The organism is Pseudoalteromonas sp. ECSMB14103 (assembly GCF_000813065.1).
GTDB classification, from domain to species: domain Bacteria; phylum Pseudomonadota; class Gammaproteobacteria; order Enterobacterales; family Alteromonadaceae; genus Pseudoalteromonas; species Pseudoalteromonas marina.
In genome coordinates this window covers 127,773-145,645 of the sequence record NZ_JWGY01000001.1, presented here as the reverse complement: position 1 = coordinate 145,645, position 17,873 = coordinate 127,773, and the positions used below count along the sequence as shown (strand labels likewise).

The window sequence follows — 17,873 nt, the reverse complement described above, 5'->3', positions numbered from 1 at the left end:
TTATTTATGTTTAATTTCGCCTAGGCGTTCGCGTTGATATGAACCATTTTGTACATTTTCACACCACAATTGATTTACTAAGTACCACTCAATTGTTTTGCGTAGACCGCTCTCGAATGTTTCCTCTGGTGTCCAGCCTAGCTCATTTTGCATTTTTGATGAATCAATAGCATAACGTCTGTCGTGGCCCGGGCGGTCTGCCACGAACGTTATTTGTTCTGAATATAGGGAATCTTTAGGCACTAAAGTATCTAAAATACTGCAAATACTTTTCACCACTTCAATATTTTGCTTTTCATTGTGACCGCCTATGTTATAGGTTTCTCCAACAATACCTTCGGTCACTACTTTATACAAAGCGCGCGCATGGTCTTCTACGTATAGCCAGTCACGTATTTGGTCGCCTTTACCATAAATAGGCAAGTCTTTTCCTTCAAGGGCATTGAGTATCACTAAAGGAATTAACTTCTCAGGAAAGTGGTAAGGCCCATAATTATTTGAACAGTTAGTGACAATTGTAGGAAACCCATACGTGCGCAGCCATGCCCTTACTAAATGATCGCTCGATGCTTTGCTTGCAGAATAGGGACTACTAGGCGCGTAAGATGTTTCTTCTGTAAATAACGGAAGTTCACCTTCTTGTTCATCAGGGTGAGGTAAATCACCATATACTTCATCAGTTGAGATATGATGAAACCTAAACGATTTTTTGGCATCATTACTTAATGTATTCCAGTATTCACGAGCCGCTTCTAATAAGGTATAAGTTCCTACAATATTAGTTTGTATAAATTCGGCAGGACCAGTGATTGAACGATCAACGTGGCTTTCAGCCGCTAGGTGCATCACAGCGTCAGGCTTATGTGTATTAAAAACTCGATCTAATTCCGTTCGATTACAAATATCAACGTGTTCGAAATAGTAACGCTCAGACTCATCTGCATTTGAAAGAGACTCTAGGTTCCCTGCATACGTTAACGCATCAACGTTAGTTACACTATCTTGAGTGTTAGAAAGTATGTGACGAATAACGGCGCTACCAATAAAGCCTGCACCACCAGTTATTAATATTTTCACAATAAATACCTTTATATTTTTTGGGGATTATTCGTGCAAAGACGCTTTGCGCAGTCCTAATTATGTTTTATTTCTACAAAGTGTCTCAGTCATTTAATTAAGGACTGAGACACTTTTTCTAAATTGAGACAGTCAATTTAACTACCCCATTATAATTACTTGTTTTTATACTTTTATTTAAACGTGTCCAACAGCCCCGAAAGCAGGTTCCAAATCAGGATTTGGAATTACCAACAAAATGTCTGATCAATACTATCATTACACTTAACATCCCACCTAAAAGTAAACCCAGCACACAGATTAAAGCACGCTTAGGTTTAAACTTTTCTTCTGGCACGAGTGCTGCGTCTATAGTTTTAAATACATATTCGTCGCGCACTTTTGCAAACATAATTGTTTTAGTTTGCTCTTCAACAAGTTTATAGAGAACAGCACGTATATCAGCAATTTTAGTTTGTTCTAGTTGTTGAGTTAAAAAGTCGGTACTTTTTATTGCCTCTAACACATCACGCTGCTTCATGGTTTGGTTAATATCTTGTATTAACCAGCTCACCCATTGTTGAGCAATAGTTGGAGAAACATGCTCAATCGATATTTTAACCATGCCTGTTTCTTTATCTGTGCTGGCACTAAGAATTTTACTAAACTCTTTATATGCCTCTTGCATTGAAGGCTTTGGTTTAAAAGGTGCAGAAACTTCTCGCACCCATTTATTATTTTGAGCATTGTATATTTCGCTGTCATGGATAATGGCATCTGTTTGCATATTCCATGTTTTAGCGGACATTAAATCAGGGAGAATGTTGTGCTTTTTAATAAAATCGCTGGTGAATTGGCGTGATTTTAACACCTCAATTGCTAATTGTGCTTTATTGCTTGAACCGCCACCTAAATTAACGCCAGCCAAACTCGCTAAACCACCGAACTGGCCTGCTAAGCCAGCTAAACCACCTGAATTTTCTTGCTCTGCAGGAGCTAACAACGCCTCTGACTTATAAATATTAGGTAAGTGGATTGCATAAAAAACGGATGCCAGAGCAAACAAGGCAGTTACAGCTATAATTATCCATTTACCCTTCCAAATTACGGCAAAGAGTTCACGCAAGTTTATTTCGTCGTCGGCGATGTCATGGCTTTGTACGTAATCGTTATTTTCTTTTATACTTGCTTTGTTATTGTTCATATAAATCTCGGTTGATAGCTAAAGCTATTTATTAGTCTGGCAGCCAGGATTGCGATCCAATTCGTCGCAGAGTTTCTCTCGTTCTAAACTGAAGGCAGAATTATTTGCTTGCATAGCCCCTAGAGCACGCTTCCGCCCCTAGGTTGCAGTTCCTAAGGCCTGATAAAAATATAAATTTTGTTTTTACTATCTTGTACATGCCAACTAAAGCCAAAGGTTTTCTTTGGCTTTAGTTGCTAGTTTATTGCTTTAATTAAAGGCTACCAATTGCGGCTACTGCTACACCTAGTTGATAAAGGATCTGCGTCGCAGTGCTCCACAGTGTTAGCTTATCCATGTGCCCAGCATCCATAGGGACCACTATTGTATCGCCTGGCTCTAACTGGTTTGCATTATTAGCCGCGAACCAGCCTCCTGTATTTGGAATTTCAACAGAGCCATTGGCTTTAATAATGTAAATGCGGTCTTCTGCAGCTCGCTCTTTAAGGCCGCCGCTTAGGTCAATGTAATCATCAACACTTACACCAGCTTTATAAAGATGCGATGTAGAATAGTTAACTTCACCAATAATGCTTATAGAATCACGCTTACTTGGTACGTAAAGCGTATCGCCATTTTGTAGTACTAAGTTTTGTTGGTTATTTACTATTAATGGTAAATCAATAACTAAACGTCCTACCGCTTCAACACTAGCTAAATCGTTTAGTAGTTTATCCATCTCATCGTATGAAAGAGAGTTACCGCTAACTGAGTTTTGGAAGCTTTTAGAAGCAATATCGCGGCGAAGCTCGGTTGATAAACGAGCAAGCTGTTGTTGCTCTTGCTCTTTTATAGAAACACGGGTAAATATTGCTGCGTTTTGTTCTGCAAAATCAGAAAATCCACCTGCACGTTTAAGTAAATCAGTGAGCGTTTCGCCCCGGCGAATAGTGTAGGTACCCGGGAATTTCAGTTCGCCTTTTAGCTCTACCTTTACATTTTCTTGCCAGTTAGGAATCGAGAAAATGTTAATGCTGTCTTTGCTACGAAGGGTAATATTGTTTTGTGATTCACCTTTTAGTGCACTTTCAAGATCAAATCGTACATGTTCTACCTGAGAGGCATCACCTAAAACAATGCGCGTTATTTCAGCTTGTTTAGTATAAGCGGATTCTAATAAGCCACCGGCTGCGGTTACTAAGTCGGCTACTTCGCCACTCACTGTAAGAGGGTAAATACCCGGGTAAGTGACGTTACCGTTAATTTCAACTAGTTGCATAGCTTGCGATATTGATGCTTGCTGTTTTAACTTTTCGATAATAGGAAGAAGTAAGTTATGGCGACTAAAAAAAGCATAGTCTTCTGCTTTTAATTCTTGCGATTGTTGATTCGCTTTACGTTTTGAGAAATCAGCAATTGTAAGCCCTTGCTGATTTTTTTTAATAGTTTCATCTTTTTGACTTATACCGATGTATTTTTCAAACTCTTTTTGTTTAAACTTATGCCATTGCTTGGCTTTAAGTTGTTGCTCTTGTTGCTTTTGGCTTAGCGCCATGTTTTCAAGCGCTGTTTTTTCTATTTCTTTTTCTTCAAAGCGGCTAAATACAATGATTTTATCATTAGCTTTTAGCGCTAGGTTATTGTCAGCGTTTTTAATAATCGCTTGCGCTACATCAAATTGGTGCGCTTCTATGTCACCATTAATGTTTGTTTCACGAATTAATAAACCGTAGCTTAAATCTGCCTGAGGGAGTAAATCGCCGCGCACGGACTTAAGCACATCTGAAATGCGTTTACCTTGATACCACTGATAGTTACCTGGGCGAGCAACTGCACCAATTAGGCTGATTGAGTTTTCGTATTGTGAACTTACCGAATTAAAACGAACTCGGTCGCCATCTTGTGGAATATAGTTAATGTTACTTTTGCTAAAATCAACAGAGAGTATTTCTTTACGCTGATTATTAAAACGCTCAACAACCACGTTTTTAGCATAAGCCTCTGGTTTTAATCCGCCGGCCATGTTTAAAAGTTGTTTAGCCGTTTCACCTTGTTTAAGTTCAAAAATAGCCGGGCGTTTTACAAGGCCTTCAACCGTTACTTGTGAACCAACAGAAGGTACAAATACAACGTCCCCAGGTTTTAATACTATATCTTTACTGCTATCACCTTTGATCAGTAAATCGTATAAATCGAAGTTACTAACCACTTTACCAGCGCGTTTAACTTGAATATTACGAAGAGAAGCAATGTCAGATACACCACCACTGACAAATAATGCATGCGATACGGTGGTTAAAGACGAAACACTATAGCTACCCGGTTTGTAAGCCTCACCTAATACTAAAATACGCATACTGCGTAACTGCCCAAGCGATACAAACGCTTTTACGCCAATAACTTCTTGCTCTACCTTAGCATTAATAAGCGCTTTTACTTCTGCAAACGTTAAGCCCGCTACTTGGACTGGTGTTAAATCAGGAATGCTAATTCTGCCTTCACGATCGACTGTAACATCAAAACTTTCACTTTCTTTACCATAAAAGTTAATGTTTAACTGATCACCAGGGCCTACTAAATAAGTGTCAGGAACTGCTGCGCCTTCATTTGGCATAAAAGTGGTTGGCTCACCGGCAAACAGTGAATAACCAAATGGTTTTAATTCATCTTTTTTTGGATTAAAGCGCTCGTCATCGGTGAGTTCTGCTTGCTGTGGTTCTTCGCGTTCGCCAATCGTTGGCTGATCGGTTTGTGTTTGATTGCTTGGTTGATTTGATCCTGTGATTGAAGAAAGGTCAACACCATACTGCCTAGCTAAGGCTTCTTGTTGTGATTTAGGTAGTTTTTTAAATTGCTCTAGCTGCGAAGCAGTTGGCGTAAAAGCCATAGCGTTAATGCTAAATAAAAGAACAAAAGCACTTAATAATTGTGTAAAAACTTTCACGAGTAGGTATATCCCTAGGTCTACAACCAAAATTGGTGGCTATAATACATTAATCTGAGGCAAATAAAAAAGGGACTTTCGCCCCTTTTGTCATTTTAGTGTCACTAATTTAATGGTTTTGGTTAAAAACTGTAAACTAGTGTGAATGACGTCTCTGTGTCTGTGCTTTCTTTGTCATCAGCAACGTCTGAGTTGTTGGTAACATTAAAAGCCACTTTCATTTGTAGAGAGCCATTAATTTTAGCAAGCAATGCCGTTTCTGAACGTGTTTTAGTGTTCGTGTCACCGTATTCAACCGCCACTAACTGCGTAAAACGTGCATTATCAGAAATTTGCCAATTGTAGTCTAATTTACCAAGGGCAATCACTTCACCTTCAAACTCACCGGCAAGTGGATTGCCATTTTCGTCTACTTCAGTGCTGTCATCTGGGTACTCAAAGTATTTGTAACCCGGACCAATCTCTGCGCTTAACCACATTGTTTTTTCATTTAACAAACGTAAGCCATAACCCGCTGAAATTACAGACTCACTGCGGTATGCGCCAAAGTAGTCTGAAACGTGTGAACCATAAATGAATAAGTGAGAATGCTCTTCATTTAATTTGTAGTTACCTTGGGCCGAAATTGAGTACTTTTCGTTTGTACGTTGAGTAACTTTGTTACCGTTAGCATCATCAACTTCATCTTCTTTGTAGATTCCGTCAAGCTTGTACTCGTTGTTCCAGCTTTCTAGGTTGTGTTGTACTTTAATACCACCTTTAAGCGTTGTTGTTTCAGTGTTACCACTAGTAACAATAGCACCAAGCTCACTGGTAACTTCCCACGTTTTTTGCTCTGCATCTTCAGCGAAAGCGTTAGTCACAGCAGAAGCTGCAACTAACACTGATAAAAGCTTTAATTTCATTAAAAATAACCTATTTAATACTAAAAATTAGTCTTGCTTGTGTAAATGAACATCCATTTGCGGAAATGGAATTGAAATATTTGCGTCATCTAATGCAATTTTAATATTTTCCATTAGTGAAAAATATGTAGGCCAGTAGTCAGCAGCATTAACCCAAGGACGCACAACAAAGTTAACGCTTGAATCACCTAGTTCAGAAACAGCTACGGTATAAGCAGGGTCTGTAAGTAAGCGTGTTTCTGCATCAAGTACTGATTTTAATACTTCTTTTGCCTGACGTAAATCAGCATCGTAACCAACACCAATTACTAAATCGATACGACGAGTTGATTCGCGCGATACGTTTGTAATCGCACCTGACATAATTTGAGAGTTTGGCACAATAATTACTTTATTATCTGGTGTGCGAAGTTCTGTAGAGAATATTTCGATTTTTTTAACCGTACCAGATTTGCCACCGGCTTCTACAAAATCACCCGATTTAAACGGACGAAGTAAAATGATTAGTACACCCGACGCAAAATTAGACAGTGAACCTTGCAGAGCCAAACCTACCGCTAAGCCGGCTGCACCTAAAATAGCAATGAATGACGTTGTTTCAATACCAATTTGCGAAAGCGCCATTAGTACTGTTAATGCAAATACAAGGGTATACACAATGCTTGCTACAAAAGAGCCAACCGCTTTGTCTACCTGTTTTTTTGCAAACCCTTTTTCTGTCAAGTTAGAACAAAACTTAGAAACCCTACTACCTATTAAAAAGATAATAAGCGCAACAACTGCTTGAATACTATAGTGTAAAATTAAGCCTGAGTTATCATTAAGCCAATTAAGTACTGAATCCATGTTTACTCCAAATGTTTTTGATTAGTGTTTTTCCGGATAGCATTATACATTAATTTACAATTTATTCTCATTTATTAATGAATTCATACTATATATATGGCGAATTGTTTATAGTTTTTAATCGCGCATAGCTTGAACAAGCTTTACTGAACTTTCGCTGTACGATAGTGAATTTTTAGATTTTATTTTTAAATTTAATTTTTTTTAATTTAAGGCTTCACAAGGTTTATTATTTTATGTATTATGCGCGCCACACCAAACAAGGTGTGTAGTGGCGGTTGTAGCTCAGTTGGTAGAGCCCCGGATTGTGATTCCGGTTGTCGCGGGTTCAAGCCCCGTCAATCGCCCCATTTTTTTCTCCACAACCTTCCCCTGTGAATAAAAACTACACGTTAATCACCATAAATAAGCTTTTTTAATCCAATTATATCTTCCATTTGTTAGCTCTGTACTGTTCTCGATAAGTTAATATTGATGATTAAAATTAAATATCATTGAATTTATTATGTATTTTCATTAAAAACCGCTTATTTTCTGTTCAAAACCTATTTTTACTGTAAAATATATCTACACTTTTCAAGATATATAACTAAGTATGATTAAACCGATTCTAAAGCTTTTCCTATGTAGTTATTTAACCGCCCTCAGTTTTAGTTCTATTGCACAAAATATTAACAGCTACAGTCAGTTTTTAATCGATGTACAAAAGTTAGTCTCTGAAAAAAAATATCACCAAGCCTACCAGCTAAGCCACGAACAAAACCAGTATTTAGGCGAGCCCACTTATGATTTTTTGTTAGGCGTTTCTGCTTTAAAGTTAAATCATACTGCTGAGGCTATTTTTGCTTTTGAGCGCACCATTGAAAGCAACCCAAAGTGGTATGAAGCGCGTTTATTTTTAGCTCGCGCTTATATGTTGGTAAAAAACTTTCCTGCTGCACAAAATCAAGCCTTAATACTTGTTAACTCATCTATGGCGCCAAACACTATAAAAACCTCTGCAAGGGCATTGCTAGATAAGGTCGCTTTACAAAGTAAACGAGCAGGTGATTTTTATTCTCAAAATATTGAGTTTGCGTTAGGTGTTGATGGCAACGTAAATGCAGGCACTACAGAAGATACAATTATTATTCCTGAAATTGGGGAATTTTTATTATCTCCTGAAAGTAAAAGCACAGATGATAGTTACGCTAAGCTTAATTACTCAGGTAAATACTCTTACCCTATTAACCAACAAAGCACTGTAGTAATAAACGCTAACGCTGGGTGGTATAAATTCGCCGAACTTAGTCAGTATGACAGAGTTAATGCCCATTTTAGTGCTGCATACAATTATGATATTGGAAGTATTAATTGGCACGTCCAAGCTTCAACAACGCCTTTAATGCTTGATTCAGAACTTTATAGAGCTGAGTCGGCTATTACCTTGGGGGCTGATTTTGCGTTATCAGACGGTATTACCCTTTTTGCAGCGCTCAGTGGGGGGGAATTAAACAACCGGTTTGACGACAAGCTCGATAATACATTTTATACGATTAATACTGGAGTAAGTTATTCAACACAATATTGGTTTAACCGCTTTAGTGTCAATGTTAAAAATGAGGACGCAGACTTAACTCAGGGAGAGTTTAATAGTCGCCAAAGCACCAGTGTGTACTACCAAGCCAACACTCAATTAGCCAAAAATTGGCAATTACTTTCACTTGCTGGTTACCAATGGATTAATTACAAAGAAGATCATCCTTTATTTTTGCAAGAACGTGCCGATAATCTACTTATGCTCTCGGCTACTGTTCGCTACTTAGTTAGTCGTGATTTTGCGTTGCAACTAACCACTAACTACCAGGATAAAAGCAGCAATATTGCTTTGTTCGAATACGACCGTTTAGACATTAATTTAAGCGCCTCTTACTCATTTTAATTTAAGGTATTTATGAAACACATACTTCCTGTCATTACCGCCTTACTGTGTGTAAATTTTTATGCGCAAGCAAGTGAGCCAGCGGGTAAAACAATTTTGGCCCGTGGTTCTGTATTAGCAACAAATGAGGCAGCCCAACAACGTCAATTGCAGCGTCGTGATACTGTTTTTGGTATAGACCGAATAACGACTGGCAACCAAAGTAAAGCGCAGTTTTCAATGTTAGATGGCGGTTTAATTTCTTTAAAAGAAAATTCAGAACTTAATATAGCCAATTACCAGTTTGATAAAAATACACAACAAGGGTCTGCATCTATTGAGTTACTCAAAGGCGGCCTGCGTTCTATATCTGGCGTTATCAAAAAAAATGGCGGTGCTTATGACGTCAAAACCCCTGTGGGGTCAATTGGTATTCGTGGCACGCACTTTGAAGTGCAGCTAGTAGGTAGTGATGTATTTATAGCTGTATGGGATGGTGCAATCGACCTAACACTTACAAATAATAACGTGCTGTCGCTTGGTGATAATGAAGCGTTTTCGTTTGCACAAATTACAAGTACTGGTGATGTTTTTACAACAACGCGTGCCGCAGCTGTATTTGATCAAACCGTTGCAACTATTGAGCCTAATAGCGAAAGTGAAGAAACAGAGCAAACTCAAACAGCCTCAACAAACAACACAATTATAGAAGATGATAGCACAGCAGATGCATACTCAGAGCAGCAATTTCAGGCTGTAGATAACGCCTTTTTAGTTGACCAAATAGCTCAGCGCCAAGGTATTTTTAACTACAACGCTTCTGATTTTAGTGTGGCTTCAAGTGCAGGAGGCGTTACCGACTTTTCTATGACTATGGCCGTTGATTTTGACAATGGAACAGTGCCTGATGGCGAAATTAGCTTTAAAGATGCAGATGGTACATGGTATGCCGCGTACAGTGGTTTAATAAATATAAGTGAACTAGATTTAGCTATTACGTTTGCCTCATACGGAAACAATAAAGCAGAAGGTGATATAGACGCGGTGTTTTTAAATGACCTAGACACCATTATAGGTAACTTTCAGTTGAGTGAAATTAATAATCCAGATGTAAACGCGAGCGGTTCTTTTATATTAGAACCGTAAACACATTGGATAGACCGCTTTTATTTTGGAGTAGTAAATAATGACCGCCAAAAAACACTTTTTGCTTGGTTCAATGATGTTTGCACTAAGTGCTTGCGGAGGCTCAGATGAGCAACAACCTCAAGCGTCAGCGCAAGCGCCTACATCTACAGTTAACCCACCAGCCGTTGCAAGTTATGTAAATTTAGCGGGCGTTTTAGCCAGTAATAAAACAACAGAAATACAAATTTTAGGTGAAAATACCGCGAGTCGCGGCGCTGTGGGCTCAGCTATAGCAAACTCGCAAGCTACTATTGGCTTTACTCAAACAGAAACAGTACAGGGTAATGTTTCATTTTTACTTAACGCCCGCGATCCCGATGGCATTAGCGAAATAAACTTAGTATTACCCAGCGTTAATAAAAGTCTACCTATTTGCTCATCTGATTGTGGTAATGAATACGAGCGTTCTGTTATTGGGTTAAGCCCATCTATTTATGGTGTAAGTACCGGAGAATTACGCTTAGAAATATGGATAACAGATACACTGCAAAACCAAGTTCTTGCCGATGCAATTACGTTTAGCTGGCAGCCTCATCAAATTGTAGGAGTAACAGCTCAACGAGAAGATCAAGGTATTAACCTTACTTGGCAAGCCAACACTGAGCTAAACCGTTATAACGTATACATTGCCACGCAACCGGGTGTGTCGCCTTCTAATGTTGATGAACTTGAAAATGGCCAGCAATTTTTAAGCATTTCAGACCCTTTTTTTACAATACCAAACACGATTACAAACAAAAGCTATCAAGCTCTTATAACAGGCATAGATGGTAGCGGTGAAAGTGGGTTTTCTAACTTAATAAACATAGCTCCCCTAGGTGGAGAACTTGCTTTTGCTCCTACAGCCAACAACGATATATTTGAAATTGATGAAGATACTGCCCTGCAAGGCAATGTACTAACAAACGATACGAATCCGTATAGTGGACAACTGCGTGCTAATACACAAGTATTAGTAGCCCCTTCGCATGGCTCAGTAACTATGACCGAATCGGGTGATTTTACTTATCAGCCTGCGTTTAACTTTAATGGTGAAGATGCATTTAGCTATCAAATTATTAACGAGCTAGGCAGAACCGACACCGCGGTTGTGGCAATAACTATCAACCCAATTAATGATGCGCCTAATGCCCTAAACAATACCTATAATATTTCAAACGATGGTACGTTAACTGTTTCAGCTCCCGGTTTGTTAGGTAATGATAGCGATGTTGATTTAGATGAACTTACGGTTGATGTAGCGCCTGTTAATGAGCCGCTGCGCGGACAGCTAACCTTATTTGCTGACGGTAGCTTTGAATACCAAGGCGAACCAAATATGCAAGGTGAAGATAGCTTTCAATATAAAGTTATTGATAACCAAGGCGGTGAAGCTACAGCAACTGTATTTATTGTAAGCACCAATACTAACTCGGCCCCCGTTGCTAATAACGATAGTTATAACGTAAACGAAGATAATACCCTTGTTATCTCTGCAGAAAATGGGGTACTTAGCAATGATACCGATCCTAACGATGACACATTTACGGTAGACGACACCTTTATAGTTGCACCTACTCATGGGCAACTTTTACTTAGCATTGATGGCAGCTTTAGTTACATACCTGATGCTAACTTTAATGGGGTAGACCAGTTTCAATATGCAGCCATTGACTCCCAGGGTGCTAGTGCCACAGCAACTGTCACTATCATTGTAAATAGCCAGCCAGATAACCCGGTTGCGCAAAACGATGCATATCAGTTTAGCCGAAATAGTCTATTTTCAGTCTCAGCTGAAAGTGGCCTACTAGCAAACGACTTTAATATAGAAACTGGCGAACTTACTGTTAACACCACACCTGTTACAGTGCCTCAAAACGGCACGCTCAATTTAAATAGTGATGGTTCATTCACTTATCAACCCAATGCTGATTTTTCTGGGGTCGATAGTTTTTCTTATTCAATTTCAAACGATCAGGGCTTAACCGCAACCGCTCAAGTAACCCTGAGTGAAAGTGGAAATAACACCTTCCCTGAGGCAAGCGATGATCAGTTCACCATAGCCGAAGATAGCAGCGCAACACAGCTTAATGTACTAGCAAATGACACAGACGCTGACGGCGATACCATTACACTATTTAATGTAAATAGCACACTTGGCTCAGCAAGCATTGTTAATGGGCAAATTGAATATACCCCGCCGGCCAACTTTTCTGGGCAAACTGTTCTTACCTACAGTATTACTGATGGGTATGAAAATGGCTCTCCTGGTGAGAAAGACAGTACCGCAAGTGTTACGATTATTGTAACGCCTGTAAATGATGCACCCGTTGCAAACGCTGACTTTGCTACCATAAATGAAGACGCAATTGCATTGCTCATTGACGTTTTAGCCAATGATTCAGATATTGACGGCGACAGCTTAATATTAAGCGAGGTCTCTGCCGACAGTGGCACTGCGCTAATTGTTGAAAATCAAATTCAGTACGCACCCGCCCCCGATGCAAATGGTGTAGCAACGGTGACTTATTCAATAAAAGATGCGCAAGATGCAAATGCGACTTCAACACTGAGCATTACTATTTTACCAATCAACGATGCGCCCGTTGCCACTGCCGATACCGCAACCATGGATGAAGATGCGGCACCTATTGCTATTGACGTACTCGCTAACGATTCAGATGTGGATGGCGACAGCTTAGTAATCAGTAACGCCACTGCCGATGTGGGTGCTGTAAGTGTTGTAAACAACCAAATTCAATACACGCCTGCAGCTAATGCAAACGGTGTTGCAACGGTCACTTACACGGCAAGCGATAATAACGGTGGAACGGCTAACAGCACATTAGCGATTACTATCAACCCAATAAACGATGCACCCGTTGCAACCGCTGATACTGCAAATATAGATGAAGATGCAGCGCCTATTACTATTGATGTACTCGCTAACGATTCAGATGTGGATGGCGACAGCTTAGTAATCAGTAACGCCACTGCCGATGTGGGTGCTGTAAGTGTTGTAAACAACCAAATTCAATACACGCCTGCAGCTAATGCAAACGGTGTTGCAACGGTCACTTACACGGCAAGCGATAATAACGGTGGAACGGCTAGCAGCACATTAGCGATTACTATCAACCCAATCAACGATGCCCCCGTTGCCACTGCTGATACTGCAACCATGAATGAAGATGCAGCGCCTATTACTATTGATGTACTCGCGAACGACTCTGATGTAGATGGTGATGGCTTAGTGATCAGTAACACCACTGCCGATGTGGGTGCTGTAAGTGTTGTAAATAACCAAATTCAGTACGCGCCTGCAGCTAATGCAAACGGCGTTGCAATGGTGACTTACACTGCGAGCGATAATAACGGTGGAACGGCTAACAGCACATTAGCGATTACTATCAACCCAATAAACGATGCCCCCGTTGCAACCGCTGATACCGCAACTATGGATGAAGATGCGGCGCCCATTACTATTGACGTACTCGCTAACGATTCAGACGTGGATGGCGACAGCTTAGTAATAAGTACCGCGAGCGCTGATGTAGGCACTGCAACTATTGTAAATAACCAAATTCAGTACACGCCTGCTGCTAATGCAAACGGCGTTGCAACGGTGATTTACACTGCGAGCGATAATAATGGTGGAACGGCTAGCAGCACATTAGCGATTGCTATCAACCCAATCAACGATGCACCCGTTGCAACCGCTGATACCGCAACTATGGATGAAGATGCAGCGCCTATCACTATTGATGTGCTCGCTAACGATTCAGATGTGGATGGGGACAGCTTAGTAATTAGTACTGCGAGTGCTGATATAGGCACGGCAACGATTGTAAATAACCAAGTTCAATACACGCCTGCTGATAATACAAATGGTGTTGCAACGGTAACTTACACTGCAAGTGATAACAATGGTGGAACGGCTAGCAGCACATTAGCAATTACTATCAACCCAATAAACGATGCACCCATTGCCACTGCCGATACCGCAACCATGGATGAAGATGCGGCGCCTATTACTATTGATGTACTCGCTAACGATTCAGACGTGGATGGCGATAGCTTAGTAATAAGTAACGCGAGCGCTGATGTAGGTACGGCAACTATTGTAAACAACCAAATTCAGTACACACCAGAGGCTAATGCAAACGGCGTGGCAACGGTGGCCTACACTGCAAGTGATAATAATGGTGGAACGGCTAACAGTACATTGGCCATTACCATCAACCCAATCAATGATGCGCCCATAGTTACTGAGCAAAGCTTTAGCATTAACGAGGAAGCGACAGATTCCGACATTATAGGAACCATTGTTGCAACTGATTATGAAAACCAAGATTTAACTTACGTATTAGCCGGCGGTGATCTTGCTTTATTTAACATAAATGCATCATCTGGCATTTTAAGTGTGAATGGCGAAACCCCTTTTGACTATGAAACCAAAACTCAATACATATTAAATATTCAAGTAACAGATAACGGCACCCCTAATGAAACCACTGCGGTTAATATCACGGTTAATATAATTGATGTTGTCGAGCCACTAATCCCTTTTGAAGATACATCATTTGGTCGCCCTATTACGGGGCAGCTCGATCTAGGCAGCGTATTTTCAGGTGGGCAATTTAACGACAGCATAGCGCTTAACAACAACTTATATTTTGTGGGCTTTACCAATAATGCAGACAAAGACATTCTTATTGTTTCGTACACAAATAATGGTGATGTAAATACCGCGTTTAATACCACAGGCACTAAAGTACTTGATTTAGAGCAAGATGAAGAAGCCACTGCCATTATTTCCGACGGCACCGATTTGTTTATTGCCTACTCTAGTTTTGATGGCAGTAATAACGAAGCGTGCGTACTTAAGATGGATCTTGCAGGAGCATTAAGAACTGGCTCAGACGACGACGGGGAAAGTAACACGGGTATAAAGTGTACAACGCTAAACAGTACCAGCGTTATTAATGACCTTGAAGTTAATGGTAGTGAATTAGTGGCTGTAGGCAAGCACTTTGATGGTACTCAAACCGATAGCCTATGGATACATTATAAAACCGACGACTTGTCATTTGAAAACTCCACACCCGCTATCGTTGATGTAAGTGGTGCTAATCGTGATGATGAAGGCTACGCAGTTAAAAACTTTGAAAACTCAGACTATTTAGTTGTGGGTAGCGTTACCGATGCTGATGGTACTAAAAACTCACTTCTTCGCTATTTAAAAGCAAATGGAGATAACGATGGTAATTTTAATGGTGGCGTTCCACTTATCATTAACTTATCAAGCGACTTAGGCCAACCAGATAGCAACAAAGACGATGAGTTATTCGCGATTGGTGGTTTAGCAAATTCTAATTTTACAGCTTTTGCGGGTGGCTACATGACACGGCAAACAGGTGAAAAAGAAGCTGTTATGTTAGCCATTGATAAAAATGGCGAGCTAGTGACCAGTTTTGATACCGACGGAATAGCAATCTATGACATTGATGGTGAAAGTGGAGGCACCGGTAACGGGGTTATAAATGGCGGCGCTCAGGTAACGGGTATTCAATACGAGCCAATTAAAAATGAAATAATGCTCTCGGGCACAACGGGTATACCTGTTGCAGAACACGTATTTACAGCTCGCGTAATTAGCTCAACTGGTTTACTTGATGATACGTACGGTGAATCTGGAGTCAGTATTCTTTCAGGTATAGATGCTAAACAAATTGTAAACACAACGTCTATCGACTCTAACGATACTTTATGGGTAGCTGGCATTGATGACGACACCAACGCTAAACCATTTATTGGAGCGATAACCGATCAAGCCGCATTATTTACTAATTTCAATAGCACAGGTTATTTAACAGTTGATGAAATAAGCGAAGCGTCAAACGATAAATCAATGAAATTGATACAACTTAGTAATGGCGCTCAAGCAGGTAAATATATGCTTGCCTCAACAGCCGAAACAAACGGTGTAATAAAATTAGTATTAACCCGTTTTACCAGCACAGGTGCAATAGATACAAGCTTTAGTAAAACGGGCCACAAAGAAATTGCCATAGAGTTAAACTCGCAACACGTTGCGTTAGCTGAATTAAACAATGGCAACTTATTACTTGCTGGTACTAAAAAAACCACCAATGGCTCGCAAGGTTTTGTAGCCAAAGTGGACCAAGACGGCTCCCTCGACACAACATTTGCAACCGATGGCATCTATGTAACCAACATTGAAAATACCGAGGCGCTTACATTATCAGATATAGCAATAACCAATAGTAACAATATTGTTGCAGTGGGCACTGCAACGCAATCTGCAAACGCACAGTCATTTGCAATGATGCTCACAGCGCAAGGGGTACTTGCTACAAGCTTTGGCACTGAAGGCGTTTTATTAGGGTTAACGGGTGAGGATTTTTCTAAAATTCACATTGATAACAATGAGATTTTTATTGCTGGTGAATTAGTAACAGGTGCTGATTCAGCATTAATTGCGCTCAAACTTAACTTAACCGGCAATGAGTTGTTTAGATATTCAGGTACCGATACGCCTAACATCAACAACAAAGTAGCCAGTGTACTAACCGACTCATCTGGCGCAATCTATTTAGTTGCAAATTTAGTCGCTACACCTGATAAAGCGAATGTTGTGCGCCTGCTTTCGTCGGGCTCATTAGATACAAGCTTTGCTGACAATGGCGTTGGCCAATATAGTTTAGCTGTAACCGGCAATACTTTAATTAAAGGTGCCAAGCTAGATAGCACTGATAAACTTATATTAGTCGGTACCAGTAACAACCAGGGCGTAATTGCACGAATTACTACAAATGGTGAGCTTGATAACACATTTGGTACTAGTGGAGTTGGTTATTACCAAGCTAACCTGTGTACAAATTCACTCGTATTTTCCTCGTTGATTTTACAAACTGACACGCAAATAGCCTTAAGTAGCACTTGCGATAATGGTAGCTCAAATAATATCAGTGTATCTAAGTTTGATTTTTATCCGGATGGAGTTGAGCCATAAATGAAAGTCGAATTATTTGGGGTAAGAGGCTCAATGCCTACACCCGGTAGCGATACCCATCTATATGGTGGGAATACATCGTGTACTTATGTGACAAAAAATAATGGCAGTTCACTGATATTAGACTCGGGCACTGGAATAGCAAAACTTGGAGATTATTTACTCGAGCAGCAAAGCCCCATTTATATTTTGCTCACTCACAATCATTGGGATCATATTCAGGGCTTTCCTTTTTTTAAACCTATTTATCAAGCAAATCGCGATATAACAATTGTTGCGGGTGATGTTGATGATAAAGGTAGCCAACACGCTATTTTAAAACAAATGAGTGGCTCTTATTTCCCTGTTCGCCATCAAGATTTACCGTCAAACATTACGCTCAATACTGAGCTTTCGGCGCAAACGCAATTTAACCTTAATGGTTTTTCTATCTCCACCGCACCGCTAAATCACCCTGGTGGCGGAACTGCTTATTGCTTATTTGCTGATGGCGCGAAGGTGGCATATGTGACCGACAACGAGCTTAACCCACCTCAGCAAACTAAAACCAGTATTAGCGAGTGGGCAGCATTTATAGAAGGGGCCGATTTACTTATACATGACGCTCAACTTATTGATGCTGACTTACCATTAAAACATGGCTGGGGCCACAGCACTATTGACCAAGTTGCTCAACTTGCAATAAAAGCGAAAGTCAAAAACATGGTGATAATCAGTCACGATCCATCAAGAACCGATGAGCAACTTACCGAAATAGAACGTTATTTACAAACAAGCTACGGCAAGGATGTGCGTATTGAATGTGGTAAAGAGGGGCGCGTTTTTGAATTTTAAAT

Annotated in this window: 9 protein-coding genes and 1 tRNA gene; 5 read left to right on the top strand and 5 right to left on the bottom strand. The window is 40.1% G+C overall.

Features of this window, described 5'->3' with window-relative positions; genetic code table 11:
* The 5 genes from rfbB to RF53_RS00545 form a co-directional block, all read right to left on the bottom strand.
* Entirely contained in the window at positions 1–1,077 is a 1,077-nt protein-coding gene (gene rfbB, locus RF53_RS00565) for a dTDP-glucose 4,6-dehydratase (RefSeq protein WP_039036294.1), read from the bottom strand.
* Positions 1,078–1,291: 214 nt separating this feature from the next.
* Entirely contained in the window at positions 1,292–2,260 is a 969-nt protein-coding gene (locus RF53_RS00560; protein ID WP_039036293.1) for a Wzz/FepE/Etk N-terminal domain-containing protein, read from the bottom strand.
* Positions 2,261–2,513: 253 nt separating this feature from the next.
* On the bottom strand, positions 2,514–5,183 hold the full coding sequence (locus tag RF53_RS00555) for an SLBB domain-containing protein (protein ID WP_039036292.1): 2,670 nt from the start codon (positions 5,181–5,183) through the stop codon (positions 2,514–2,516).
* Positions 5,184–5,305: 122 nt separating this feature from the next.
* Positions 5,306–6,088, bottom strand: coding sequence for a DUF481 domain-containing protein (locus RF53_RS00550; protein ID WP_039036291.1), 783 nt, complete (start codon positions 6,086–6,088; stop codon positions 5,306–5,308).
* 27 nt (positions 6,089–6,115) lie between these two features.
* Positions 6,116–6,934, bottom strand: coding sequence for a mechanosensitive ion channel family protein (locus tag RF53_RS00545; RefSeq protein WP_039036290.1), 819 nt, complete (start codon positions 6,932–6,934; stop codon positions 6,116–6,118).
* 274 nt (positions 6,935–7,208) lie between these two features.
* Here RF53_RS00545 and RF53_RS00540 point away from each other — a divergent pair.
* The 5 genes from RF53_RS00540 (at position 7,209) to RF53_RS00520 (ending at position 17,871) form a co-directional block, all read left to right on the top strand.
* Positions 7,209–7,284 (top strand) — tRNA-His (locus tag RF53_RS00540).
* Positions 7,285–7,529: 245 nt separating this feature from the next.
* Positions 7,530–8,855: a surface lipoprotein assembly modifier gene (locus RF53_RS00535; protein WP_039036289.1), complete on the top strand. Its 1,326-nt coding sequence runs from the start codon at positions 7,530–7,532 to the stop codon at positions 8,853–8,855.
* A gap of 12 nt (positions 8,856–8,867) precedes the next feature.
* Positions 8,868–9,980 carry a FecR family protein gene (locus RF53_RS00530; protein WP_039036288.1) on the top strand — a complete coding sequence of 371 codons (1,113 nt, stop codon included), beginning with the start codon at positions 8,868–8,870 and terminating at the stop codon, positions 9,978–9,980.
* A gap of 40 nt (positions 9,981–10,020) precedes the next feature.
* Positions 10,021–17,037 carry an Ig-like domain-containing protein gene (locus RF53_RS00525; protein ID WP_039036287.1) on the top strand — a complete coding sequence of 2,339 codons (7,017 nt, stop codon included), beginning with the start codon at positions 10,021–10,023 and terminating at the stop codon, positions 17,035–17,037.
* Positions 17,038–17,871 carry an MBL fold metallo-hydrolase gene (locus RF53_RS00520; RefSeq protein WP_039036286.1) on the top strand — a complete coding sequence of 278 codons (834 nt, stop codon included), beginning with the start codon at positions 17,038–17,040 and terminating at the stop codon, positions 17,869–17,871.
* The last annotated feature ends 2 nt before the right edge of the window (positions 17,872–17,873 follow it).